General features: G+C 59.8%; 23 protein-coding genes. 7 read left to right on the forward strand and 16 right to left on the reverse strand.

Features of this window, described 5'->3' with window-relative positions:
- Positions 1-14: 14 nt before the first annotated feature.
- From ACUN0G_RS05395 to ACUN0G_RS05410, 4 genes are all read left to right on the forward strand, one after another.
- Entirely contained in the window at positions 15-1,160 is a 1,146-nt protein-coding gene (locus tag ACUN0G_RS05395) for a serine hydrolase domain-containing protein (RefSeq protein ID WP_421525479.1), read from the forward strand.
- A 142-nt stretch (positions 1,161-1,302) separates the two neighbouring features.
- Positions 1,303-2,451, forward strand: coding sequence for an OmpA family protein (locus tag ACUN0G_RS05400; protein WP_445572852.1), 1,149 nt, complete (start codon positions 1,303-1,305; stop codon positions 2,449-2,451).
- A 27-nt stretch (positions 2,452-2,478) separates the two neighbouring features.
- Complete coding sequence (gene pdxH, locus ACUN0G_RS05405; protein ID WP_445572853.1) at positions 2,479-3,126, forward strand: pyridoxamine 5'-phosphate oxidase; 648 nt, start codon at positions 2,479-2,481, stop codon at positions 3,124-3,126.
- Between the two features lie 281 nt (positions 3,127-3,407).
- The gene (locus ACUN0G_RS05410) at positions 3,408-3,872 is read left to right on the forward strand and encodes an outer membrane lipoprotein (protein ID WP_056857494.1); all 465 of its coding nucleotides are present in this window, start codon (positions 3,408-3,410) and stop codon (positions 3,870-3,872) included.
- Between the two features lie 81 nt (positions 3,873-3,953).
- On the opposite strand, the gene nhaA is transcribed toward ACUN0G_RS05410, so the two are convergent.
- Positions 3,954-5,141: a Na+/H+ antiporter NhaA gene (nhaA, locus tag ACUN0G_RS05415; protein ID WP_445572854.1), complete on the reverse strand. Its 1,188-nt coding sequence runs from the start codon at positions 5,139-5,141 to the stop codon at positions 3,954-3,956.
- A 213-nt stretch (positions 5,142-5,354) separates the two neighbouring features.
- Between nhaA and ACUN0G_RS05420 the strand changes: the two genes are divergently transcribed.
- Entirely contained in the window at positions 5,355-6,452 is a 1,098-nt protein-coding gene (locus ACUN0G_RS05420; protein ID WP_445575520.1) for a PLP-dependent cysteine synthase family protein, read from the forward strand.
- Positions 6,453-6,525: 73 nt separating this feature from the next.
- On the opposite strand, the gene ACUN0G_RS05425 is transcribed toward ACUN0G_RS05420, so the two are convergent.
- From ACUN0G_RS05425 to ACUN0G_RS05435, 3 genes are all read right to left on the reverse strand, one after another.
- Positions 6,526-8,139 carry an NAD(P)/FAD-dependent oxidoreductase gene (locus tag ACUN0G_RS05425; protein WP_017479369.1) on the reverse strand — a complete coding sequence of 538 codons (1,614 nt, stop codon included), beginning with the start codon at positions 8,137-8,139 and terminating at the stop codon, positions 6,526-6,528.
- 107 nt (positions 8,140-8,246) lie between these two features.
- Positions 8,247-8,918 (reverse strand): COG3650 family protein, encoded by a 672-nt coding sequence (locus ACUN0G_RS05430; RefSeq protein WP_445572855.1) that lies wholly within the window; start codon positions 8,916-8,918, stop codon positions 8,247-8,249.
- A 247-nt stretch (positions 8,919-9,165) separates the two neighbouring features.
- Positions 9,166-9,780: a short chain dehydrogenase gene (locus ACUN0G_RS05435; protein WP_445575521.1), complete on the reverse strand. Its 615-nt coding sequence runs from the start codon at positions 9,778-9,780 to the stop codon at positions 9,166-9,168.
- A gap of 89 nt (positions 9,781-9,869) precedes the next feature.
- Here ACUN0G_RS05435 and ACUN0G_RS05440 point away from each other — a divergent pair, with 89 nt between their 5' ends.
- Complete coding sequence (locus ACUN0G_RS05440) at positions 9,870-10,778, forward strand: LysR family transcriptional regulator (RefSeq protein WP_445572856.1); 909 nt, start codon at positions 9,870-9,872, stop codon at positions 10,776-10,778.
- Here the strand turns inward: ACUN0G_RS05440 and ACUN0G_RS05445 are convergent.
- The 10 genes from ACUN0G_RS05445 to ACUN0G_RS05490 all read right to left on the reverse strand — a co-directional run bounded on the left by ACUN0G_RS05445 (position 10,775) and on the right by ACUN0G_RS05490 (position 18,493).
- Positions 10,775-11,260: a DoxX family protein gene (locus tag ACUN0G_RS05445; RefSeq protein WP_445572857.1), complete on the reverse strand. Its 486-nt coding sequence runs from the start codon at positions 11,258-11,260 to the stop codon at positions 10,775-10,777. The genes ACUN0G_RS05440 and ACUN0G_RS05445 overlap by 4 nt on opposite strands.
- Positions 11,257-12,033, reverse strand: a complete 777-nt coding sequence (locus ACUN0G_RS05450; protein WP_445572858.1) for an HvfC/BufC N-terminal domain-containing protein — start codon at positions 12,031-12,033, stop codon at positions 11,257-11,259. Before ACUN0G_RS05450 ends, ACUN0G_RS05445 begins: the two co-directional genes overlap by 4 nt.
- Positions 12,030-12,905 carry an MNIO family bufferin maturase gene (gene bufB, locus ACUN0G_RS05455; RefSeq protein ID WP_445572859.1) on the reverse strand — a complete coding sequence of 292 codons (876 nt, stop codon included), beginning with the start codon at positions 12,903-12,905 and terminating at the stop codon, positions 12,030-12,032. The genes ACUN0G_RS05450 and bufB overlap by 4 nt, the downstream gene beginning before the upstream one ends.
- 26 nt (positions 12,906-12,931) lie before the next feature.
- The gene (locus ACUN0G_RS05460; RefSeq protein ID WP_445572860.1) at positions 12,932-13,237 is read right to left on the reverse strand and encodes a BufA1 family periplasmic bufferin-type metallophore; all 306 of its coding nucleotides are present in this window, start codon (positions 13,235-13,237) and stop codon (positions 12,932-12,934) included.
- 260 nt (positions 13,238-13,497) lie between these two features.
- Complete coding sequence (locus tag ACUN0G_RS05465) at positions 13,498-14,199, reverse strand: ABC transporter ATP-binding protein (RefSeq protein WP_017479361.1); 702 nt, start codon at positions 14,197-14,199, stop codon at positions 13,498-13,500.
- 1 nt (position 14,200) lies between these two features.
- Entirely contained in the window at positions 14,201-14,968 is a 768-nt protein-coding gene (gene livG, locus ACUN0G_RS05470; RefSeq protein WP_076016604.1) for a high-affinity branched-chain amino acid ABC transporter ATP-binding protein LivG, read from the reverse strand.
- Positions 14,965-16,218, reverse strand: coding sequence for a high-affinity branched-chain amino acid ABC transporter permease LivM (locus tag ACUN0G_RS05475; protein WP_003211661.1), 1,254 nt, complete (start codon positions 16,216-16,218; stop codon positions 14,965-14,967). The genes livG and ACUN0G_RS05475 overlap by 4 nt, the downstream gene beginning before the upstream one ends.
- On the reverse strand, positions 16,215-17,138 hold the full coding sequence (gene livH / locus ACUN0G_RS05480; protein ID WP_017137212.1) for a high-affinity branched-chain amino acid ABC transporter permease LivH: 924 nt from the start codon (positions 17,136-17,138) through the stop codon (positions 16,215-16,217). The genes ACUN0G_RS05475 and livH overlap by 4 nt, the downstream gene beginning before the upstream one ends.
- A complete protein-coding gene (locus ACUN0G_RS05485) occupies positions 17,138-17,320 on the reverse strand; it encodes a hypothetical protein (protein ID WP_143503643.1) in 183 nt (60 codons plus the stop codon). The genes livH and ACUN0G_RS05485 overlap by 1 nt, the downstream gene beginning before the upstream one ends.
- A 45-nt stretch (positions 17,321-17,365) precedes the next feature.
- Positions 17,366-18,493 carry a branched-chain amino acid ABC transporter substrate-binding protein gene (locus tag ACUN0G_RS05490; RefSeq protein WP_003211654.1) on the reverse strand — a complete coding sequence of 376 codons (1,128 nt, stop codon included), beginning with the start codon at positions 18,491-18,493 and terminating at the stop codon, positions 17,366-17,368.
- Positions 18,494-18,833: 340 nt separating this feature from the next.
- Here ACUN0G_RS05490 and ACUN0G_RS05495 point away from each other — a divergent pair, with 340 nt between their 5' ends.
- Positions 18,834-19,136, forward strand: coding sequence for a DUF2288 domain-containing protein (locus tag ACUN0G_RS05495; RefSeq protein WP_017479356.1), 303 nt, complete (start codon positions 18,834-18,836; stop codon positions 19,134-19,136).
- A 997-nt stretch (positions 19,137-20,133) separates the two neighbouring features.
- On the opposite strand, the gene ACUN0G_RS05500 is transcribed toward ACUN0G_RS05495, so the two are convergent.
- Both ACUN0G_RS05500 and ACUN0G_RS05505 read right to left on the reverse strand, forming a co-directional pair.
- The gene (locus ACUN0G_RS05500; protein ID WP_076016545.1) at positions 20,134-22,311 is read right to left on the reverse strand and encodes a hypothetical protein; all 2,178 of its coding nucleotides are present in this window, start codon (positions 22,309-22,311) and stop codon (positions 20,134-20,136) included.
- A gap of 206 nt (positions 22,312-22,517) precedes the next feature.
- Entirely contained in the window at positions 22,518-24,779 is a 2,262-nt protein-coding gene (locus tag ACUN0G_RS05505) for a putative bifunctional diguanylate cyclase/phosphodiesterase (protein WP_258344052.1), read from the reverse strand.
- Positions 24,780-24,896: the final 117 nt, after the last annotated feature.

The raw sequence follows: 24,896 nt of genomic DNA on the forward strand, positions 1-24,896 counted from the left end.
CCGAGGGGGCTTAGGTGCAGATTCAGGGTCATTACGAGCTTCAATTCGAAGCGGTGCGTGAAGCCTTCGCCGCGCTGTTCGACGACCCTCAGGCGCGTGGCGCAGCGCTGTGCATCCAGATTGGCGGCGAAACCGTCGTCGACCTGTGGGCCGGTACCGCCGACAAGGACGGTGCCGAGGCCTGGCACAGCGACACCATCGCCAACCTGTTCTCCTGCACCAAGACCTTTACGGCCGTTACGGCGCTGCAACTGGTGGCCGAAGGCAAGCTGCAGCTGGATGCGCCGGTCGCCAAATACTGGCCGGAATTCGCTGCAGCCGGCAAAGAAGCCATCACCCTGCGCCATCTGCTCTGCCACCAGGCCGGGCTACCGGCCCTGCGTGAAACCCTGCCCGCCGAAGCGCTGTACGACTGGCAAATGATGGTCGACGCACTCGCGGCCGAAGCACCGTGGTGGAAGCTCGGGGAAGGCCATGGCTACGCGGCGATTACCTACGGCTGGCTGGTGGGCGAACTGCTCCGCCGCGCTGACGGTCGTGGGCCCGGCGAGTCCATCGTGGCCCGGGTTGCGCGGCCATTGGGCCTGGACTTTCATGTAGGCCTGGCAGACGAAGAATTCCATCGAGTTGCCCATATAGCTCGAGGCAAGGGCAATGTAGGCGATGAGGCGGCACAGCGTTTACTTCAAGTAACGATGCGCGAGCCGATGGCGATGACTACCCGTGCATTTACCAATCCGCCGTCTATTCTGACCAGCACTAATAAACCCGAATGGCGGCGCATGCAGCAGCCAGCGGCAAATGGTCACGGTAATGCACGAAGTCTGGCGGGTTTTTATAGTGGGCTGCTCGACGGTAGTTTGCTGGAAGCCGACATGCTTGAAGAGTTGACCCGTGAACACAGTATCGGCCCGGATAAAACCTTATTGACACAAACCCGGTTTGGGCTGGGTTGCATGTTGGATCAACCGCAAGTGCCGAACGCTACGTTCGGCCTTGGCCCACGGGCCTTTGGGCATCCGGGGGCAGGTGGCTCGGTAGGGTTTGCCGACCCGGAACATGATGTAGCCTTTGGTTTTGTGACCAATACATTGGGGCCTTATGTACTTATGGACCCGCGGGCGCAAAAGTTGGTAAGAATATTGGCCGGTTGTCTGTAAATAGCTTGCTGTCTTGCGTTTTTTTGTTACAAAGGCACATACAAAAAGACGCTAGGCGAAATGTTGTAACTTTAATGTTCCAGAAGCGTCTGTTTAACGGGTCATTCAGGCCCCTGGTTTTTTCTCATTTTGTGGATATCTCATGTTATCGAACAAGTCCTTGGCACTGGCGCTATGCCTCACTATTACTGGCTGTGCACAAACCCCACAAAATGATGCCGAAGGTGGGCATTGGTGGTCATTTGGCTCTGATAAGGCTGCTACCAAGGACGCAGTGAGCCAAACCGACACCAAGCCGGATGCCAAGCCGGCCGTTGCTGCCAAGGCGCCTGCGCCGGTTGCACCTGCTGCTGAAGCGCCTGCACCGGTTGCCAAGGCGGATACCGGCTCCAGCTGGTGGCCGTTCTCGTCGAAAGCCGACGATGCCAAGGCTGACCTGAAAGCCGACCTCAAGGCTGCAACGCCTGCATCCGGCGCACCGGCTGCCGCACCTGCCGTTGCCAAGACAGATACCGACACCAAATGGTGGTGGCCGTTCGAAAGCAAGCCAAAGCCATTGGCCAAGGTCGACGTTGCCAACATTCCAATGCCTGATCCAAAAATCACCCAGGCCTGGCTGGACGACTACGAGCCGCGCCTGCGCCTCGCGATCAAGGACAGCAACCTGCAACTGGAACGTCGCGACAACGTGTTGGTCGTGATTGCCCCGGTTGACGGCTCCTACAACCCGAAACGCCCTACGATGCTGCTGCCGGTAACCCTGGGGCCGTTCACCCGCGTTGCCAAAGCTGTTGAAGGCGATCCGAAGACCGCGGTACTGGTCCTGGGCCACGTCGACACCTCGGGTGCCGAGCCGGTAAGCCAGGCTTTGACCAAAGAGCGCGCGCAGTCCATCGCCTCGATCTTCAGCCTCAGCGGCCTGAAGCAGGACCGCCTGATGCTGCGTGGCATGGGCGACCTGATGCCGCGTGCCGCCAACGACAGCACTCAGGGCCGTGCCTTGAACCGTCGCATGGAAATCATGTTCACCCAGCGCACCACCATGCTGGCCTTGCTGAGCAAGTACAACTCGGCCAACCCGCCGAAGGCTGAAATGGTTGCGGTGCAGGACGTTCCTGCTCCAGCCGCTGCTCCAGTCAAAAAAGCGGCCGCTCCGGCGAAAAAAACCGTCGCCAAGAAAGCCGCCGCCAAGCCAGCGGCGAAAAAGGCCCCAGCCAAGCCAGCTGCTAAAAAGCCAGCACCGGCCAAGGCCGCCGCTCCAGCCGCTACGAACGACCAGGCAAAAAACTGATTATTTGAGCAAGAAGGATAAAACCGCATGACCCAGGCACTGGCCGATATGCGCCGTGACTACACACGGGACGGTTTGAGCGAGGCCCAGGCCCCGGACGAACCGTTTGGCTTGTTCCACCAGTGGTTTGCGGACGCGGTGAAAACCGAGCAGCCACCGGTGGAGGCCAATGCCATGACCCTGGCAACGGTCGACCAGGAGGGTCGCCCGCACTGCCGGATCCTGCTGCTAAAGGGCCTGGACGCACAGGGCTTTACCTTCTTCACCAATTATCAGAGCGCCAAGGGCGAACAGCTCGCGGCGCGGCCGTTTGCTGCGATGACCTTCTTCTGGCCGACCCTGGAGCGCCAGGTGCGCATCGAAGGTCGGGTGGTGAAGGTCACTCCCGAGGAGTCGGACGCTTACTTCCAGGTCCGCCCCCTGGGCAGCCGCCTGGGAGCCTGGGCTTCACCGCAAAGCCGGGTAATCAGGGACCGCGAAGAGTTGCAGGACCTGCTCAAGGCCACCGAACATCGCTTCAGCGATACCCAGCCTGACTGCCCCGAACACTGGGGTGGTTATCGCCTGCTGCCGGAGCGCATCGAGTTCTGGCAAGGCCGCGCGAGTCGTTTGCACGACCGTCTGAACTACCGCCTGCAGGGTGCCGACTGGACCCGTGAGCGGCTGGCGCCCTGAGCCCACCTTTCGTCACCTCGCCTGAATGCAGCGCTGCACGCCGAAGTCTCTAGTCAGAGGCCTTGGACGGGTAGCGCTGCGCCGCGTTATGCCGCCGTTGGCTACAATGATGAAAGCGTCTATCAAGATCCCGAGGGAGGTGGGATTGCTACCGTTCGTCGAGTTTTTCGGTACAGGTTCTCTGTACTAAGGCTGAATGAAAACAATTTTCTGCCCGGCATGCCGTGACAGGCGGCAAGCCACAGCGGTTTAATGGATACCTGTCCTTTGGAGTTGATGCTATGCGTAAGTCCGTTTTACTAGTTGCCTGCTTTACCACCCTGTCGCTGCTGCTGGGTGGCTGCGCCTCGAGTCTGACCGGCGACTCGTACTCCCGTGACGAAGCCCGTCGTGTACAGACTGTTCGCATGGGCACCATTGAATCCCTGCGTCCGGTGAAAATCGAAGGCACCAAGACCCCAATCGGCGGCGCTGCAGGTGCAGTCATCGGCGGCGTTGGCGGCAGCGCCATCGGCGGCGGCCGTGGCAGCATCGTGACCGCCGTTATCGGCGCAGTCGCCGGCGGCCTGCTGGGCTCGGCCACCGAAGAAGGCCTGACCCGCACCCAGGGTGTTGAAATCACCGTCCGCGAAGATGATGGCAGCATGCGCGCCTACGTCCAGGCGGTTGAAGAGAACGAAATCTTCCGCATCGGCGACCGCGTTCGCATCATGACCGTGAACGGAACCAGCCGCGTTACTCGCTAAGGGTAAGGTTGCAGGAAAAGAAAAACCCCAACCGGGTGACCGGTTGGGGTTTTTTGTTGGGAGAGCGATTGCTCGTAACGGTCAGGTTTGAACGAGTGCCTGCTTGCGACTGGCCATCGCCGTCACTGCATACCCGATCAGCGCCGCCAATATCGATCCGGTCAGGATGCCCATCCGGTCCATCCCTGCGTATTCACTGCTGCCCGGCACAAACGCCAGGGAGCCGACAAACAGGCTCATGGTGAAGCCGATGCCGCACAGGATCGCCACGCCCAGGACCTGGCCCCAGTTGGCGCCGGCGGGCAGTGCGGCGAGGCCGGTTTTTACCATGACCCAGGTGAAACCCAGCACGCCAACGGTCTTGCCCAGCAGCAGGCCGGCGGCGATGCCCATTGGCACGTGGTGGGTGAAGCTTTCCAGGTTGACGCCGGTCAGTGAAACCCCTGCGTTGGCAAAGGCAAACAGCGGCAGGATCGCGTAGGCCACCCAGGGATGCAGTGCGTGCTCCAGGGTCAGCAGCGGCGAAGGTTCGGCGTTTTTGGTGCGCAGCGGGATGCAGAATGCCAATGTCACGCCCGCCAGGGTCGCATGCACGCCACTCTTGAGCACGCAGACCCACAGGATCAGCCCGACAATCATGTAGGGGCCCAGCTTCACGACACCGAGCCGGTTCATCGCAATCAAGGCGATCAGGCACGCCGCTGCGCCGGCCAATGAGGCCCCGGACAGGTCGGTGGAGTAGAAGATGGCGATGACAATGATTGCGCCAAGGTCGTCGATGATGGCCAGGGTCATCAGGAACAACTTCAGCGACACCGGCACGCGCTTGCCCAGCAAGGCCAATACGCCCAGGGCGAAGGCAATGTCGGTGGCCATAGGGATAGCCCAGCCACCGAGGGCGGCGGGGTTGTCCTTGTTCAGCGCCCAGTAGATCAGCGCCGGCACGACCATGCCGCCGATGGCTGCTGCGCCGGGCAGTACCACTTGCGAAGGTTTGGACAGTTGCCCGTCGAGCAACTCGCGTTTTACTTCAAGGCCGATCAGCAGGAAGAACAGGGCCATCAGGCCGTCATTGATCCACAGCAGCGCCGGCTTGGCGATTTTCAGCACGCCAATTTGCGCGACGACCGGGACGTCGAGAAAACTCGAGTAAAGGTGCGACAGCGGTGAGTTGTTGATGATCAGCGCCAAAGCCGCAGCGGCGATCAGGATCAGACCGCTGGCGGCTTCCAGCTGGAAGAAACGGGTGAAAGTGCTACGCAGAGGCAAGGGATGCTCTCCCATCAAAGTTCAGTAGGTGGGTACCCTAACCCGTACCGTTAGTTGTTAAAACAAAAGTTATATTCTTATTTGTTATAAGGGATCGGTCTCATCACTCGAGCGTCAAACTCCGAAAAGTGTGTGTCCAATTGAGTCATGACTGTATCTGTGTGGAGTGTAGGAAACATCCTAAGATCAAGTCTGAAATCCTTAGAGAAACCGATCATGAGCGACAACCGCCAATGGGCCCGCGAAGCCATTCGTATTATTGAAGCGGACTTTCAACGCAGCGCCGACACCCACCTGATCCCCTTGCCGTTGCCGGGTTTGCCGGGCATCGAGTTGTATTTCAAGGATGAGTCCAGCCATCCCACCGGCAGCCTGAAACACCGGTTGGCGCGTTCGTTGTTTCTCTATGCGTTGTGCAATGGCTGGCTCAAACCTGGCGCTCCGGTGATCGAGGCATCGAGCGGCTCCACGGCGATTTCCGAGGCGTACTTCGCCCGGCTGTTGGGTTTGCGGTTTATTGCGGTGATGCCGGCCACTACCTCCCAGGAAAAGATTGCGCAGATCGCGTTCTACGGTGGCCAAAGCCATTTGGTACAGGATCCGACGCAGATCTACGCCGAGTCCGAGCGACTGGCGCAGGAAAGCGGCGGTCACTTCATGGACCAGTTCACCTACGCCGAACGCGCCACCGACTGGCGGGCGAACAACAACATTGCCGAATCGATCTTCCAGCAACTGCGCTTTGAGCGTTACCCGGAGCCGAGCTGGTTGATTTCCAGCCCCGGTACGGGTGGCACCACGGCGACGTTGGGGCGTTATGTGCGTTATCGCCAGCACTGCACCCGGGTGTTGTGCGCGGATGCGGAGCGTTCGGTGTTTTTCGATTACTACCTGAGCGGCGATGCGAGCCTGCGTTTGGAGTGTGGCTCGCGTATCGAGGGCATTGGTCGGCCACGGGTTGAGGCGTCGTTCTTGCCCAAGGTGATTGATGCGATGGTCAAGGTGCCGGACGCGCTGTCCCTGGCGGCCATGCACTACCTGGCGCAGCGCTTGGGGCGGCGAGTGGGCGGATCCAGCGGCACCAACCTGATCGGCGCGTTGATCGCGGCGCAGCAGATGAAAGCAGCGGGAGAGTCGGGCTCGATCGTGGCTATCTTGTGTGACGGTGGTGAGCGCTATGCCACGACCTATTACGATCAGGCCTGGCTGGCAGGGCAGGGGTATGAGCTTGAGGGTTTGATTGCGGCCGTTGCGGCGAGTGTCGAGCGGGGAGAGGCGCTGCCAGAAAGCGTGTTGCGCGCCAATATCTGAAACACCGCATAACCATTGTGGGAGCGAGCAAGCCCGCTCCCACATTTGATCTGCTGCGTTTTCAGGGCAGTGGTTAAGCCTCGATACCCAACATATCCCGCGCCAACGCTTCGGCAATCCGAATTCCGTCGACACCTGCCGACAAAATACCACCGGCATAACCGGCACCTTCGCCCGCCGGGAACAGGCCTTTTACGTTCAGGCTCTGCATCGACTCGTTACGGGTAATCCGCAGCGGCGATGAAGTGCGGGTCTCGATCCCGGTCAGCACGGCGTCATGCAACGAATAACCCTTGATCTGCTTCTCGAACGCCGGCAGCGCTTCGCGGATGGCTTCGATGGCAAAGTCCGGCAGCGCCAGGGCCAGGTCACCCCAGGCTACACCGGGTTTGTAGGACGGCTCCACCGTACCGATGGCGGTGGACGGCTTGCCCGCGATGAAATCACCCACCAGTTGCGCCGGCGCCTCGTAGTTGCTGCCGCCGAGGATGAACGCGTGGGATTCAAGACGCTCCTGCAACTCGATCCCGGCCAGCGGGCCGCCCGGGTAATCCACTTCCGGGGTGATGCCCACCACGATCCCGGAGTTGGCGTTGCGCTCGTTGCGCGAGTATTGGCTCATGCCGTTGGTCACTACGCGGTTCGGCTCGGATGTCGCCGCGACCACGGTGCCGCCCGGGCACATGCAGAAGCTGTACACGGAACGACCGTTCTTCGCGTGGTGCACCAGCTTGTAATCGGCAGCGCCGAGTTTCGGGTGCCCGGCGTACTTGCCCAGGCGCGCGGCGTCGATCAGCGATTGCGGGTGTTCGATACGGAAACCCACCGAGAACGGCTTGGCTTCCATGTACACGCCACGGCCATGCAGCATGCGGAAGGTGTCACGGGCGCTGTGGCCGAGGGCCAGGATCACGTGTTTCGACAGGATCTGTTCGCCGCCATCCACCACCACGCCATTCAACTGGCCGTCTTCGATCAGCACGTCGGTCACCCGTTGCTCGAAGCGCACTTCACCGCCCAGGGCGATGATCTGCTGGCGCATGTTTTCCACCACGCCGGTCAGGCGGAAGGTACCGATGTGCGGCTTGCTGACGTAGAGGATTTCGTCTGGCGCACCGGCTTTGACGAACTCGTGCAGCACCTTGCGACCGTGGAATTTCGGGTCCTTGATCTGGCTGTAGAGCTTGCCGTCGGAGAAAGTCCCGGCGCCGCCTTCACCAAACTGCACGTTGGATTCGGGGTTCAGCACGTTTTTACGCCACAGGCCCCAGGTGTCCTTGGTGCGCTGGCGTACTTCGCGGCCGCGTTCGAGGATGATCGGCTTGAAGCCCATCTGCGCCAGCAACAGCCCGGCGAAGATCCCGCACGGGCCAAAACCGACGACGATCGGCCGCTCGGTCAGGCCTTCCGGCGCATGGCCGACGACCTTGTAGCTGATGTCCGGTGCTGGGTTGACGTTGCGGTCGTCGGCGAACTTGAGCAGCAGGGCCGCCTCGCCTTTGACTTCCAGGTCGATGGTGTAGATGAAGCACAGCTCCGACGATTTCTTGCGGGCGTCGTAGCTGCGTTTGAACAGGGTGAAATCGAGCAGGTCATCACTGGCGATGCCCAGGCGCTGCACAATGGCAGGCCGCAGGTCTTCTTCGGGATGGTCGATGGGCAGCTTGAGTTCGGTGATTCGTAACATGACAGGAATCCGGTAGGCGGCGGGCAAAGAGGCCGGCTGTTTTGCAAACCGGCGATTATAAGCCCCAACAGCGGTTTTCCGTCATGTTAAAACAGCGCAGGGGGCAATCAGTCGTCCCGCGAGCCGCCGAACGATGCGCAACCGCGCTGCACCTGGCCGTTGACTCGAAGCTCGGCGGACATGTGCTGCAGGCTGCCGCTGACGCTGTCGACACAGCGTTGCGGGGCCACCCAGAGTTCGATGTGCTGGTTGTTGGCTTCGGTCATCAGGTTGAACCGTCCGTCGCCCGATTGTTCTTCCACATACGGCACGGCCAAGGGTGGCTGGCCTTCACGCTCCAGCACCATGCCCTTGGCGGTAACGTTCATCGCCCAGGCCGGTTTGTGGCCGTTGGCCCGCAGGATCATGCGCTTGAAATCCGGGTCATCGCAGGCCGAGGTCGAGCGCTCGACACGGTACACCTGTTGCAGGTCCACGGTGCCCTGGGTGCCGCTGGCAACGCCGGAGAACTTGCCGCGCAAGTCGGCAAACAGCGCGCCTTGCTGGCCGGCCAGGGAGGCGGCTTCCTGCAGGATGCTGGTGCCGCCGGTGTCGTTGACCACGTAGTTGCGTTTGTCGTTGCAGGGCTTGAACAGCAGTTTGTCACCCTCTGCGGTCAGTTCGCCCTGCATGCGGGTCAGCCCGGCGAGAGAGGGTTTGGCCGGCTCGTTCTCGAACATCTGGCAGGCGGCGAACAGGGGCAACAGGGCAAACAGAGCTAGGGTACGGGCGGCACGCATTATCGGGTCTCCTGATAAGTGCCGCCACGTTACGCAGCCTGGCGATGCATCACAAGCCCGGGACACAGGTTGAATTGACTGTGGCGAGGGGGCTTGTCCCCCGTTGGGCTGCGTAGCGGCCCTAAAATCTGCAAACCTTGTTCTTCCTTGAGGAACGCAGTGATTTTACGGGGGCTGCTGCGCAGCCCAACGGGGGACAAGCCCCCTCGCCACAACAAGCTGGTCGGGTACTGCCGGGTGGGGTGTTTCAGCCGACGATAAATGTCTGCCCCGTCTGCAAGCCTTCCACGCTTTTCGCGTAGGCCAGCGCCACGTCCGCACCTGGAGCCGGTTTGTAGCCACGGAAGTACGGCGCGTAGCTGCCCATGGCTTCCAGCAGCACGGTCGGGCTGACCGAGTTGATGCGCAGGCCGCGGGGCAGTTCGATCGCCGCAGCTTTCACGAATGCATCCAGCGCGCCGTTGACCAGGGCCGCCGAAGCACCGGTGCGAATCGGATCGCGGTTGAGAATGCCGCTGGTGAAGGTGAACGACGCGCCGTCATTGGCGAACTCGCGGCCAATCAACAGCAGGTTCACCTGGCCCATCAGCTTGTCTTGCAGGCCCAGGTCAAAGTCGGTGGCGCTCATATCGCCCAGGGGCACGAAGTTGACGCTGCCGGCGGCGCAGATCAGTGCGTCGAACTTGCCAGTCTGTTCGAACAATTTGCGGATCGAGGCGCTGTCGCTGATGTCGACCTGGAAGTCGCCACTCTTGCGACCGATGCTGATCACTTCATGCCGTTGGGACAGTTCTGCCTTGACCGCCGAACCCACGGTGCCGCTTGCGCCAATCAACAGGATTTTCATCGTGCCTTCCTCCAGATATGTAGGTGAGGTTTCAGTCTAGAGTGATTTTTTGCGCGGATAAGCGCACTAATAGGCAACCTTTGGTTTTCAAATGGAAACAATCCATGAGCGAAATGGATGACCTGGCGGCGTTTGCGGTGTTGATCGAAGCGGGTAGCTTTACCTTGGCGGCCCAGCAGTTGGGCTGCAGCAAGGGGCAACTGTCCAAGCGCATCAGCCAGCTGGAAGCGCAGTTTTCGGTGGTGTTGTTGCATCGCACCACACGCCGTTTGAGCCTGACGGCGGCGGGGGCGGCGCTGTTGCCGCAGGCCCAGGCGTTGGTGGTGCAAGTGGAGCGGGCGCGTCAGGCACTGGCCAGGCTCAACGACGACCTGGTCGGCCCGGTGCGTATGACGGTTCCGGTTTCCCTGGGCGAAACCTTCTTCGATGGTTTGCTGTTGGAGTTTTCCCGGGAGTACCCGCAGGTGCAGATCGAACTGGAGCTCAACAACCAGTATCGAGACCTGGCGCGGGACGGTTTTGACCTGGCGGTACGCTCCGAAGTCGCCAACGACGAGCGACTGGTGGCCAAGCCGTTGCTGGCCTGGCACGAGATGACCTGCGCCAGCCCGGCTTATCTGGAACAGCACGGCGAGCCGTTGACACCGGCGGAACTGGTGGGCCACAACTGCTTGCTGAACAGCCACTACAGCGGCCGTGAAGAGTGGCTGTATCACCAGCAACATGAGCTGCTGCGGGTTCGCGTATCCGGGACCTTTGCTTCCAACCATTACAACTTGCTGAAGAAGGCGGCGCTGGTGGGCGCAGGCATCGCGCGTTTGCCGTCCTACGTGTTGCACACGGAATTGGCTGACGGGCGCCTGCACTGGCTCCTGCGGGATTATCAGACCCGCAGCATGCCGATGTACCTGGTCCATCCGTATCAGGGCGGCCTGCCGCGCCGCACCCAGGTACTGGCGGATTATCTGGTGGGCTGGTTCAAGCGCAGCGGCGAGGCCCTGGATCGCCTTTAGCGCAAGCGCCGCGCAATCAGGTGATCAATGGAGAAGCCGCCCGGCCCCTTGGCCATCAACAGCAACAACAGTGCGATCCAGGTGCCGTGGGTCGGGTAGGCGTCCGGGTAGACGAACAGCTGGATGGTCAGGGTCATGCCCAGCAACGCCAACGCCGAGAACCGCGTGGCAAACCCCACCAGGATCAGCACCGGGAAAAAATGCTCGGCGAACGCGGCCATATGCGCCGCCACTTCCGCTGACAGCAGCGGCACGTGGTATTCGCTGCGAAACAGCGGCAGGGTGGACGGCGCCAAGTGCGGCCAGCCCAGTTGGAACGTGCCGCCGATCAGGTCCACGGCGAAGCCTTCGACCTTGGTCTGTCCGGATTTCCAGAACACCGCCGCGATAGAGAAGCGTGCGACGAAGGCGATCAGGCTGTAGGGGATTTTCTCGAAGAGCTGGATGATCCGTTGGATCAGCCCGGGAGCGGCGGTGTTCATGGCGATACCTTGGGTTCTGTGTGCAAGTGGGTGATGGCGCCGTGGCTGACCAGCAGGGCCAGGCAGTGGTGCAGATCAAATTCGGTGGCCGCATCGAGGGCGTAGGCCAAGGCCATTTCCAGCGGCCAACCGTTGTTCAGGCTGTTGATAAACGCCGCTGTGCCGCTGTCGATATGAAATACCTGCACGTGCAGGCCGTTGCGCAGCACCAGCGCGCTTTGGGCGTGGAAGGGGTCGAGGGTGGTGAGGGATTCGCCTGTCTGGTGCGCAGCCCATAACGCCACCACGGCGTAGGCCGAGCTCAGGGTGGCCAGGGATGGATGCAGTTGCAGGCGCAGTTCGCCCACGTCCGACTGTTGTTGCAGGACGGCGATGATTTCCTGCTGATCCGGTTGCAGTGCGTCTGCCGCGTGGTAGGCCCTGACCCGCAACCGCTCCAGCCGCGCCACGTCAGCCAGGTAGGGCACGCTGGCGGCGGGGGCGAAGCCCTGGATAAAGTCAGCCAGGTCGCCGCCGTACTCATTGATCAGTGGACTGGTCGGTGGAAAATCCTGGACATACACACCGGCCATCGCCCGAAAAAACTCATCGCCCACCAGTTGCAGAGTGACCGGGTAGCCGGTGGCCAGGGCGTTGATCAGTGAGCTGTGGACATTGTTGCGGTACACCGCAAAACGACTGGCTGGATCGGCACCGTTACGGCTGAACACACCTTGCGGGCAGCTTTCGTCGGGCGACAGCAGGGCGCTGGCAAATACATCCTGGCGGCTCATGTACGCGCCTCCAGCAAAAACCGGTCGGCCTGGCGTGCTTCAGCATGCAGCACGCTGAACGCCGGCACCTGGTTGTCGCGTTCAATCAGCGTGGCGACCGGCCCGGTGCGGGTGAGCACGTGTTGGTAGAGCTGCCACACCGCGTTGTCGATCGGCGCGCCGTGATCATCAATCAGCAAACGATCACCGAGGCTGTCGGTGTCTTCGGCAAACCCTGCCAGATGAATCTCGCCCACGGCGTGTAATGGCAAGGCCTCGATGTACTTCAGCGGGTCTTGCTGATGATTGATGCACGACACATACACATTATTCACGTCCAGCAGCAGCCCGCAGCCGGTGCGGCGGATCGCTTCGCTGATGAAGTCGGTCTCTTCCAGGGTGGAGCACTGGAACTGCAGGTAGGTCGACGGGTTCTCCAGCAACATTGGCCGCTGCAGGCGGGTTTGCACCTGGTCGATGTGTTCGCACACCCGCTTCAGGGTTTCATCGTCATACGCCAGTGGCAGCAGATCATTGAGAAACACCGGGCCGTGGCTGGACCAGGCCAGGTGTTCGGAAAAGGAGTGGGGTTGATAGCGCTCGATCAGCGTAGCCAAGCGCTCAAGGTGCTCGTCGTTCAGCGGACCTTCGCCGCCAATGGACAGGCCTACACCGTGCAGCGACAGCGGGTACTGTTCGCGGATCAAGCCCAGGTAGTGATGGAAAGGCCCGCCGGCCACCATGTAGTTTTCGGCGTGGACTTCAAAAAAACCGATGTCGGGGGCAGTCTCGAGCACTTCGCTGAAGTGCTCGTTCTTGAGCCCCAGCCCGGCCCGATGGGGGAGGCCGGGCGCCTGAGCCTGGGAGATGGTGGGAGTGAGTGAGAGCGTCATCGTCAGTACTCAGGCTGCACAGGGATTCAGGACTTGGCGGTGAAGGCGGCTTCCTGGCCGAAGCCGGTTGGCGAGGTGGTGCTTGGGGTTTTCAGGCAGGTACCGGCCGGGACCAGTTTCCAGGCGTTGGCCTGATCCTTGACCGTCGAGGTGCCGGCGCAGGAAGTGCCGGCGCCTGCTGCGCAATCGTTCTTGCCGGCTTCGGCCACACCGAAGCATTTCTGCATGTCGTCAGCAGCGTGGGCGGTGGAGCTCAGGGCGGACAGACTCAGGGCCGAACCCAGGGCCAGGACGAGGGTGGCAGCGGACAGCGAACGGGTTTTGGTAGTCATGGTGTATCTCCAGCAGTGGGTTGGGTTGGCAAGCGTAGTTGCCTGCTTACACCACTAGAGATAAGGGGAAGGGATTCGTTACAAACCTGGGGAAAATAATTTCAGGTTTCGCCAAAGTCTGTGGTTCACACAAAACAAATGTGGGAGCGGGCTTGCTCGCGAAGGCAGTGGGTCAGTCACCCAATAAGTTGGCTGATCCACCGCCTTCGCGAGCAAGCCCGCTCCCACAAAAGCCCGCTCATACATTAGCCAACTGGGCATCAACCGCCCAGATAAGCCTCACGCACTTTCGGATCGGTCAGCAGTTGTTCGCCGCTGCCCTGCATCACCACCCGGCCGTTTTCCAGCACATAGGCGCGGTCGGCGATCTTCAGTGCCTGGTTGGCGTTCTGCTCCACGAGGAACACCGTCACACCGTCCTTGCGCAGCTGTTCGATGATGTCGAAGATCTGCTGGATGATGATCGGTGCCAACCCCAGGGACGGTTCATCCAGGAGCAACAACTTGGGCTTGCTCATCAGCGCGCGGCCGATGGCGAGCATTTGCTGTTCGCCGCCGGACATGGTGCCGCCGCGCTGGCTGAAGCGTTCCTTGAGCCGAGGGAACAGGTGCAGCACCTTGTCCATTTGCTCCTGGTAATCGCCCTTGTCGGTGAAGAACCCGCCCATGGCGAGGTTCTCTTCCACGGTCAGGCGGGCAAATACCCGGCGACCTTCCGGAACCACGGCAATGCTCTTGCGCATGATCTCGGAGGAGGCCTGGCCCACCAGTTCCTCACCCATGTAGCGGATGCTGCCGCTGTGGGCCTGGGGCGAACCGCACAAGGTCATCAGCAGCGTGGATTTACCGGCACCGTTGGCCCCGATCAGGGTGACGATCTCGCCCTGGCGCACTTCGACGTTGACGTTGTGCAGCGCCTGGATCTTGCCATAGAAAGTGGAAACGTTTTCGAATTGCAGCATTTTACGCTTCCCCCAAATAGGCTTTGATCACGGCCGGGTTGTCGCGGATCTGCTCCGGCGTACCGTCGGCCAGTGGCGTGCCCTGGTTGATTACCACGATATGGTCGGAGATGCTCATGACCAGTTTCATGTCGTGTTCAATCAGCAGCACGGTGGCGTTGTTTTCTTCACGCAGCACGCTGATCAGCGCCTTGAGGTCTTCGGTTTCCTTGGGGTTCAGGCCGGCGGCCGGTTCGTCGAGCATCAGGATCCGCGGACGGGTCATCATGCAGCGGGCGATTTCCAGGCGACGTTGCTGACCGTAGGCCAGGGTACCGGCAGGGCGGTTGGCAAACTCGGTGAGGTTGACCTTGTCCAGCCAGTACGCGGCGTATTCCATGGCCTCGCGTTCGCTCTTGCGGAACGACGGGGTCTTGAACAGGCCCGCAAAGAAGTTGGTGTTCAGGTGACGATGCTGGGCGATCAACAGGTTCTCGACCGCTGTCATGTCCTTGAACAACCGCACGTTCTGGAAGGTCCGCACCACGCCCTTGCGGGCAATCTCGTGACCGGCCAGGCCCTGGATCGGCTGGCCATCCAGCAGGATGCTGCCGCCGCTTGGCTTGTAGAAGCCGGTCAGGCAGTTGAACACCGTAGTCTTGCCGGCGCCGTTGGGGCCGATCAGAGCCACAACCTGCTTCTCTTGTACGGTCAGGGCCACGCCGTTGACCGCGAGCAAACCGCCGAAGCGCATGCTCAAATTTTCGACTTTCAGGATCTCGCGGCTCATTTGCGCAGCTCCATGTGTGGACGTTGCATGGGCAGCAGGCCTTGAGGACGCCAGATCATCATCAGCACCATCATGGCGCCGAACATCAACATGCGGTATTCGCTGAATTCACGCATCATTTCCGGCAGCAGGATCATCACGATCGCCGCGAGGATCACGCCCAGCTGCGAGCCCATGCCACCCAGTACCACGATGGCGAGGATGATCGCCGACTCGATGAAGGTGAACGACTCCGGGGTTACCAAACCTTGGCGAGCGGCGAAGAAGCTGCCAGCAAAACCAGCGAAGGTTGCCCCGAGGGTGAATGCCGAAAGCTTGATGACGGTCGGGTTCATGCCTAGTGCACGGCAGGCGATTTCATCTTCGCGCAGCGCTTCCCACGCACGGCCGATCGGCATGCGCAGCAGGCGGTTGATCACGAACAGCGCCGCCAGTGCCAGCAGCAGGGCCACCAGGTACAGAAACACCACTTTGCTGACCGGGTTGTAGTCGATCCCGAAGTACTCGTGGAAAGTCTGCATGCCTTCGGCCGCGGTGCGGTCGAACGTCAGCCCGAAGAACGTTGGCTTGGGAATGCTGCTGATGCCATTGGGCCCGCCGGTGATATCGGTGAGGTTACGCAGGAACAGACGGATGATTTCACCGAAGCCCAGGGTCACGATCGCCAGATAGTCACCGCGCAAGCGCAGTACCGGGAAGCCCAGCAGGAAGCCAAATGTGGCCGCCGCCATGCCGGCCAGTGGCAGGCAGATCCAGAAGCCCCAGCCCAGGTAATGCGAGAGCAGCGCGTAGGTGTAGGCACCCACCGCGTAGAAGCCCACATAGCCCAGGTCGAGCAAGCCGGCCAGACCCACCACAATGTTCAGGCCCAGGCCCAGCAACACGTAGATCAGGATCAGTGTCGCGATGTCCACCGCGCCACGGGAACCGAAGAACGGCCAGATCAACGCGGCCACGATCAGGCCGATGATGATGTAGCGCTGGGTGCGCGGCAGGGTCAGGAACTGGCTGACCTTGGGCGAAACCAACGGCCCACGGTTGGACTTGAGGAGTGCCCCGACCTGCTGTGTGAACAGCACGCGCAGGAACATCAGCACCGAGCACAGGGCAATGATGGTCAATGTCACGGGGCCGGTGCCATGCACTTCGAGGTTGATCCCGACAATGCTCAGCTTGAGCCCGAGTACCGGAAAGGCCACGGCCCACACCAGCAAGGCGCTGAAAAACGCCGATTTAAGATATCTGCTCATACTTTCTCAACCTCCGGACGGCCCAGAATGCCGGTCGGCCGGAACAACAGCACCAGAACCAATAGACCGAATGCCACCACGTCCTTGTACTGGTCACCGAACACATCGGCGCCAAAGGCTTCAGCCACCCCCAGCACCAGCCCGCCGAGCATCGCACCCGGAATGCTGCCGATGCCGCCCAATACCGCTGCGGTGAAGGCCTTGAGGCCCACCAGGAAACCGGCGTTGGGGTTGATCACGCCATACTGCATGCTCAGCAATACAGCGGCGATAGCCGCCAGTGCGGCACCGATGACGAAGGTCAGGGCGATGATGTTGTTGGTGTTGATGCCCAACAGGTTGGCCATCTTGATGTCTTCGGCGCAGGCCCGGCAGGCGCGCCCCAGACGGGAGCGGGAGATGAACAGGGTCAGGCCGAGCATTGCCACCAGGGTGACGACGAAGACCAGGACCTGCATGTAGGAAATCAGCACTTCTTGTGCGCCACCTGGGCCGAAGGAGAAGCTCCCCGGGATCAGGTTGGGAATGGATTTGTCCTTGGAATCCTGGGACAGCAATACGGTGTTCTGCAGGAAAATCGACATGCCGATCGCAGAGATCAGCGGGATCAAGCGGTTGCTGCCACGCAAGGGGCGGTACGCAACGCGTTCGATACTGTAGCCATAGGCACTGGTTACGACGATGGACGCCAGGAACGCAGCGGTCATCAACAGCGGCAGGGAGTGGATACCCAGCATGGCCAGCCCGGCAAGGGCGATGAAGGCCACGTAGGAACCAATCATGTACACCTCGCCATGGGCGAAGTTAATCATTCCAATGATGCCGTAAACCATTGTGTAGCCAATGGCTATCAAGGCATAGGTGCTGCCAACGGTCATGCCGTTAACCAGCGTTTGGAAAAAATGATAGATCTCAGGCATTACAGCGCTCCTAAAAACCCGATACGCATTTCACTGGTGGAGTCAATTTCCGGCTCGGTGCCCTGTTCTGTGATCAGGTTGCACAAAGCGTTTGCCAGCGAACCGCTGGTGACGGTTTTAAGATTTTCAGGTGAACCCACTCCCGGATCGCGGGTGTCAGGCCCATAAACCTCGTAAAACAAAGCCCACTGCTTGCACAGTGGGCTTGTTGACCAGTAACGCCTGGCTTACTGAGGGGAAACTTCGGTTTTTGGTTTGCCGAAGTGCCATTCGTAGACCACGAACTTGAAGTCCTTCAGGTCGCCCTTGGCGTCGAAGCTCAGGTCGCCGGTCGGGGTCTTGAAGGTACCGGCGTGGATGGCCGCTGCCACCTTGGCGGTGTCTTCGCTCTTCGCGGCAGCGATACCGCCGGCGATCACTTCAACTGCCGAGTAGGCCGGGAACACGAACGGACCGGTTGGGTCCTGCTTGTTCTTGGTGAACTCTTCAACGATTGCCTTGTTGGCAGGATCGGTGTCGAACGACTTCGGCAGGGTGACCAGCAGGCCTTCGGAAGCGCCCTGGGCGATTTGCGAGATGGAGTCGTTGCCGACGCCTTCAGGGCCCATGAACTTGGCGTTCACGCCTTTTTCCTTGGCTTGGCGCAGGATCAGGCCCAGCTCAGGGTGGTAGCCGCCGTAGTAGACGAAGTCGACGTTGGCTTGCTTGAGCTTCTGGATCAGCGAGCCGAAGTCTTTGTCGCCAGCGTTGATGCCTTCGAAGAGGGCAACTTTCACGCCTTTCTTCTCGAGGGTTTGTTTAACGGCGGTGGCGATGCCTTCACCGTACTGCTGCTTGTCGTGGATAACGGCTACGACTTTCGGCTTCACGTGGTCGGCGATGTAGTTACCGGCGGCTGGGCCCTGGGCGCTGTCCAGGCCGATGGTACGGAAGACCAGCTTGTAGCCACGGGACGTGATTTCCGGGCTGGTGGCAGCCGGGGTGATCATGATCACGCCTTCGTCTTCGTAGATGTCGGATGCTGGCTGAGTGGAGCTGGAGCAAAGGTGACCGACCACGAACTTGACGCCGTCGTTGACCACTTTGTTGGCTACGGCCACGGCTTGTTTTGGATCGCAAGCGTCGTCGTATTCCTTGGCTTCGAGCATTTTGCCATCTACGCCGCCCTTGGCGTTGATGTCGGCGATGGCCTGCTTGGCACCCATGAACTGCATGTCGCCGTATTGGGTCACAGGGCCGGTTTTAGGGCCGGCAATACCGATCTTGATGGTGTCAGCTGCGAACGAATGGCTGGCAACCCCGGCCAGGACCATAGCGGCAAACAGTTTGGAAATCTGCTTAGTAGCCTTATTCATAGTGCTCCACTCTTACTGTTGTATTTTTTATAGTTCTAGCGGCCTTGTGAGCTGCAGAACCGGATCAGATATCTCGGATATCCCCCGGCAGCGGCCTGGCAACTGTACCGGTACAGTGTAGAGCGCCGGTTGATCGCTTGAAAAGCTGGCTGCTGGGGGCAAAACCCGGGTATGTCGCTTAAATGAAAGAAAAAGACAGAATTGCGGCGGGGTGATGCCAGAGTTGCGGGCAATCCTTGGCTTTCCTGACACTTTCGTTCGGTGCCTCATTTGCAACTGGGTTTTTCTGCCTGGTGCTCGACGGTATGATTGCGCCGATTTTTTCTTCAGGTGAACTCCCATGACGCAAGAACCTAGCACCCTCTATGCCAAGCTGCTTGGTGAAACCGCGGAAATTTCCTGGAAGGAGCTTGAGCCGTTCTTTGCCAAGGGTGCCCTATTGTGGGTCGATGCCGGGCTGGATTTGATCGAGGCCGCCGAGGGCATGGCGGAGGACAACCGTGAGAAAGTCGCTGCCTGGCTGGCTGCGGGGAGTCTTGGCGAGGTGTCTGCGACGCGGGCATTGGACCTGGTTGAGCGGGATCCGAGTTTGTGGGCGGTGGTGGTTTCGCCGTGGATTCTGATCCAGGAAAGGGCAGCGTAGGAAATGACTGCGCGAAAATGGTGCGTGATTTTTCTGGGTTTAAGTGTGTAGGCGGGTAACTGCATTCGCGGTGATGGCATGTTGCCGTAGAGAAAGGTCACAGGCGGGGGTTACGTGCGCGTCATGGGAACAGTTTTGGTAGCGGCGGAGTGTGGGGGGAATTGTTTCTGGGTGTGAGTTTTGAGTACATATCCGTTATTTAGGTAACGGCCACTTATGGTTCCGCTCTTACAGCGGGTCACTTTTGGCAAACGCCCCAAAAGTAACCAAAAGGTCTTTGCCCCACCACTCGGTGCCTCGCTTAGGCTCGGCATGCCCGCACTCCGGCCCGGTTCCGCGGGCCGCCGCGACGGGCCATCCATGGCCCGGCGCGGCTAAATCGGCTTCCCTGCCGATTTACCCGCTCCACCGTGCCTACTTGCGGCCATCGTGGTTAATGGGGCCCGCAGATCAAGATCAAAAGCACGCAGCCTCGCTGGCGCTCGACAGCTGCTACGGGCGGGGTGGCTCTGCTTTTCTGTGGGAGCGGGCTTGCTCGCGAAAAACCTGAGAGCGCCGCGTTGAGTCAGGATGCCCGCGTCATCGTTAACGACCTTCGCGAGCAAGCCCGCTCCCACATTTTTGACCGTGCCCGCTTTAGCTTTTGATTTTGCTTTTAACACTCAAGCCGGCCGGGAGGCCGCTGTGCTTTTGATCTGCTTTTGATCTTGATCTTAGGCGCCCCCTTAAACCACGCTGGCCGAACGCAGGCTTTGGAGCGTGGGTAACCTGGCAGGACGCCAGGTTAGCCGTCCTGGGCCAGGGATGGCCCATGACGGCGGCCCACGGTCCAAAGCCGGAGTGAGGGCACACCGAGCCTAAGCGAGGTGCCGAGTGGTGGGGCAAGAGCGTTTTGCTTACTTTTGCGCTCTTCAAAAGTGAGCCGCTGTAAGAGCGGAACCATAAGTAGCCGTTACAAAAATAACGGATATACACCCCACCTCAGCAACAACAAACCCTACGCCGTCTTCCCAGTATGGTTATTCAGCGAAATAACCTTGGTCTTCCCAATCCGGTGACGATAAATCTCACGCAGGTACTTGATCGCCTTCTTCACACAATCCCGCGACAGCCGAATATCGTTGATCGACACAAACTTGTCCTTGTCGTTGATCAATTCACGATACTTCTTCTCATACATCGGCTTGATGGCATACCAGTTGGTATCCAGAATCTTCGCCGGGTTCTCAAACTCATTGAGCAGTTCATCAATCCGGTCTTCATCAAAATCCTCATGGATGATGAAATCCAGAATCGAGTTATCCAGCGTGTCATCAAACCGATACGGATTCCTCGCAAAGCAGCGCTTGATAAACGCCACGATCAACGTCAAAAAATCATCCGACAGGCACGGGCTTTTAGCGATCAAGGTCGTGAGCGACAAGTTGGCCGACGCCCCGATCACCAGCGCATACCGCTTGAGCGTCGTGTTGGGAAACAGACTGTTGAGGTGGGTCTTGAGCCGATTCAGGTCCATATAGGACAGCTTGTAATCCTTGGGCAACGACACAATCGACACCACCGATGAGCAGTTCTTGAAGAAGTGCAAGTCATGCAACGCCGCCGCGTCATACCCGGAATTCTTGTACTGCTCCAAGGAGGCTTTGTAGCGCTTGGACTCAATCGGCAACAGGCTGATGCCTTCGATCGCCTGGGTCACCTTGTTGAAATGTGGCAGGTCAATGGAGCGGAAAAACAGGTCGTCGATATTCAGCCGCTGCGGCTCTTTTTCGAACACCTTGAACTTGTCGCTCGAAGGCGCCGGCGTTTCCGGCACCACCGATTCGGCGTAGGCAATCGCCACCGGGCCGGCCAGGCTCATGAACAGGTCGTTGGCATCCAGGCGAATGGTTTCGCCAATGTCGATCCCGGCCCGACGGAAGTAGTTCTGGTCGTAGTCAGTCGTAACCGCCTGGGCCGTCAGAATATTGAAGATCTGCTGGGAGATGTACTGGTTGGCGTGCTTTTCCATGGCATTGACATCAATGTTCTGGATATTGCCGTCATCGCTTTCTTCGGCATACCGCATGATGTCGTTGGAGATCAGCATCATCGCGTTCCACGGCCGGATGCGGCCTTTCACGCTGGCCTCGCTGCTGTCTTCATTGTCGAAGTTGTACGAGAAATCCCATTCTTCCGAGAGGTATTTGCACAGCAGCCGTCCGGCGTTGATGTGCAGCGCTTCGGACATTTCGCTGCGGTGATCGGAGATGTTCGGCAGCACACAAATGCCGCTGGTGAAGATCGGCTCGAATACGAAGGCGTGGCCGCTCTTGCTGTCATGCTCGTCGGCCGGCTTGGTGTCGAACGTCTTGTTCATGTACGAGTGCTGCTGGGCCAGGCCGAATTCCGAGGCCATGCCCGAGCCCGTACCGCCGCCGGCGCTGAAGATCGAGAAGTACAGGCGGGACTGGTTGGCCTTGATGCCGCAGGAGTCGATCAGGTACGAGTGGATCATCTTCCAGTCGGGGCTGGAAAAACGCTGGGTGTCTTTGTTGAGGATGATTTTGGCCAGGTACTGGCCAAGGATCGGCGCGTTACCGGCGCCACCGGCATGGACTTCCGAGAGGTCCATGATTTTCATCTTGCTGTAGTCCCGCAGGAAACCGCTTTTCTCTCCCTTGCGCGAGAAACGGATGCGCCCGGCGATGTCCTTGTCCAGGTCGCCCAGCATCACCAGCGGCTCGACCAGGAACACCGGCTTGGTGCCTTTGTTCGATCCCAGGCGCAGGTTGTTGCGAATCCACTGGGCGGGGCGGTAGCCTTTGTCGGTGGATTTGTCTTCGTTGCTGAATTCGTTGAGGTAGAACTTGCGAGCGTTGTACACCAGCTCTGCCACATCCAGGGCAATGTTTGAGCCGCAGCGGCCCAGGCCGATCAGGCACACCGAGGGGAATTCCTGCTCGTTGCGCAGTTCGCCGTCGACTTCCAGGTGCGGAGCGCGGGGGAACACCATGTCGCGCAGGCCGTCGAGGTTGTCGAGGATGCGGTCGGTGTTGGTTTCGGTGAAGTACAGGTACTGCTGGGTGGCCAGTGGGCGGGCGCTGCTCAATGACTTTGAGCCTGAGGGTTTTTCCGCAGGGGCTGTCAGCAACACGTCGGATACCGCAGTGGCAGAGTTATTTTTAGAAGTCATTGTGCGCCATGTGCCTGGACGGATGGCTGAAAGAGTGCCAAATAGCCATCACGGGATGAGAGATCGCGACTTTACAGTGCGTCCTGGTCCTGGGCGGGAGGGTTTAACCCTAGGGTTTTAAGGGGAAATCCTGGCCGGACTCTGATGAATCGGCCGTTCGTCGGGATTCTTTAGTGAAGTGATGGCGATTTGCCAAATTTTCGGCGTCAGCGAATTGGCCTGACGATGGAGGCGGGACCCGTACGCCCCGAAGGCGGATCTTTGGGCGCGGGCTCACTGCCTGTAAGCCCCAGCAGGCTAAACATGTTGTGCTGATCGAGGCCTTTGATCACGGCGCTGATGTCACTCATCGGTACCGCAGCGCTGAGCAAGTAACCCTGAACGAAATCACAGCCGTGTTTTTGCACCACTTCCAATTGTTGCAGGGTTTCCACGCCTTCGGTCACCACTTGCAGATGCAGGGTGTGGGCCATGCCGATAATGGCCTGGACGATATCGATGTCGGTGGCGGATTTGGGAATATCCTGAATAAACGAGCGGTCGATTTTCAAGGTATTCAGCGGCAGGCGCTTGAGGTAGGCGAGGGACGAATAGCCGGTGCCGAAGTCGTCGATGGACAGCGACACGCCCAAGGCGCGGATTTGCCGCAGCAGTGCCAGGGTGCTGCTGATATTGCCCATCAGGGCGTTTTCGGTCACTTCCAGTTCCAGGCGATTGGCGGCGATCCCGCCGAAGCGCAGGGCGTTTTCGATTTCATCAGCCAGTTCGTCACGGGTCAGGTTCAAGGCCGAACAATTGACCGCCATGATCAATTCCGTATGACCCTGCTCCGACAGCAGGCTCAGGTCGTGACAGGCCTGGCGCAGCACCCAGTGATCCAGTTCGGCAATCAGCCCGTTGTTTTCCGCAATGCCAATGAACCGGTCCGGGGTCAGCAGGCCGTGCTGGGGATGTTGCCAACGCACCAGGGCTTCGAGGCGTGTGATCCGGCCTTTTTTCAGGTCAAGAATCGGTTGGTAAAACAGCACCAGCTCGTTTTTGCCGCGCAGCGCGGCGCGCAGTTCTTCTTCCAGTTGCAGTTCCAGGAAGGCCCGGGTTTTCAGGTTGGAGCTGAAGAAGTTCAGGCTGTTACGCCCGGCATCCTTGGACTGATACAACGCCAGATCGGCAGTTTTCAGCAGCTCTTCGCTGGTTTTGCCGTCTTCAGGGAACAGGCTGATGCCGATGCTGGTGGTCATCACCATGCGCCGGCCGGCCAACTCGATGGGGTCTTTCATTTTCTGCATGATGCGCTGGGCCATGTGCCGCGCTTCATCGCGATGGTGGATGCTGATCAGGATGCAGAACTCATCACCGCCAAACCGCGCGACCACGTCGTCATGGCTGCGCACCGAGCTTTTGATATGGCTGGCCAGTACGGTCAGCAGTTCGTCACCGGCGTCATGGCCGAGGCTGTCGTTGATGCGCTTGAAGTGGTCGATATCCAGGAAGATCACCGCCAGCATGCCGTCGGTGGCGGTTTTTTCCGCGAGCTTCTCGGCGAAGATCTGGTTGAAGCCACGGCGGTTGAGCAGGCTGGTCAAGGCATCGTAGTGCGCCACTTGTTGCAGGGAGGCGCGGGCCTGGTCGAGCTCGGTGAGCAGTGCGTTGACCCGGCGCAGGTCGGTTTCCTTGTGTTGCAGTTTTTTGTCTGCCAGGGCGGCGCTGATGCTGCTGCCGATCACCAGCAGGGCGATGACGGCGACCAGCAGGCCCAGTTGGATCGGGTTGTTGTCCACCGGCAACGCCGACGGCACCACGCCCTCGGGCAACAGCAGTTGCATGGCTGCCATGCCGGTGAAGTGCATGCTGATAATCCCGGCGCCGAGCACCAGGCTGGCGGCGTACTTGAGCAATTGATGGAACATGCCGGTGCCGTTGCGCAGGTACAGCGACAGCAGCAACGCCGCCAGGCTGGCGCCGATGGCGATCACCACTGAGGCCAGAAACAATCCGGTCTGAAAGTACACGCCTGCTTCGGATTGCATGGCCGACATGCCGACGTAGTGCATCAGTGCAATACCCAGCCCCATCCATACCGACGCCAGCACATATTGGTGAAGACGCAGCTTTGGATGACTGAGGGTTTGCATGGCGAACAGCGAAGCAATCAGGGCGATCAGCAGCGAGGCGAACGTCATGACCAATTCGTAGTGAATCGCGATAGGTGCCTGGAAGGCCAGCATGCTGATGAAGTGGGTCGACCAGATTCCGCCAGCCAGGCAGCCCGCGCCTACCCAGCGCCAGTGCCGTTGAGCCTTGGGGTTGTCGACATGGCCGACACGTTCGGCCATGTCCAGGGTACCGAAGCCCGCCGCACAGACCACCACGTAAGCCAGTAGCACCAGAAAGGGGTTATGACTGCAATTGAGTAATAAGTGCCCGCTGTCCGGAAGGTCGGTAAAAAAATGCAAACCAAGCCATTCCATAGCATGTCCCGTCACAGAGTCTTTGTCTGACAATGCTTTGAGTATAGAGAGCCTGAGCGGGTTGCAAGGGCTGATGGCAAATTGCTTCTAATTATTTGGCGATCAGTTCATAAACAA

Source organism: Pseudomonas sp. 32A (genome assembly GCF_052682255.1).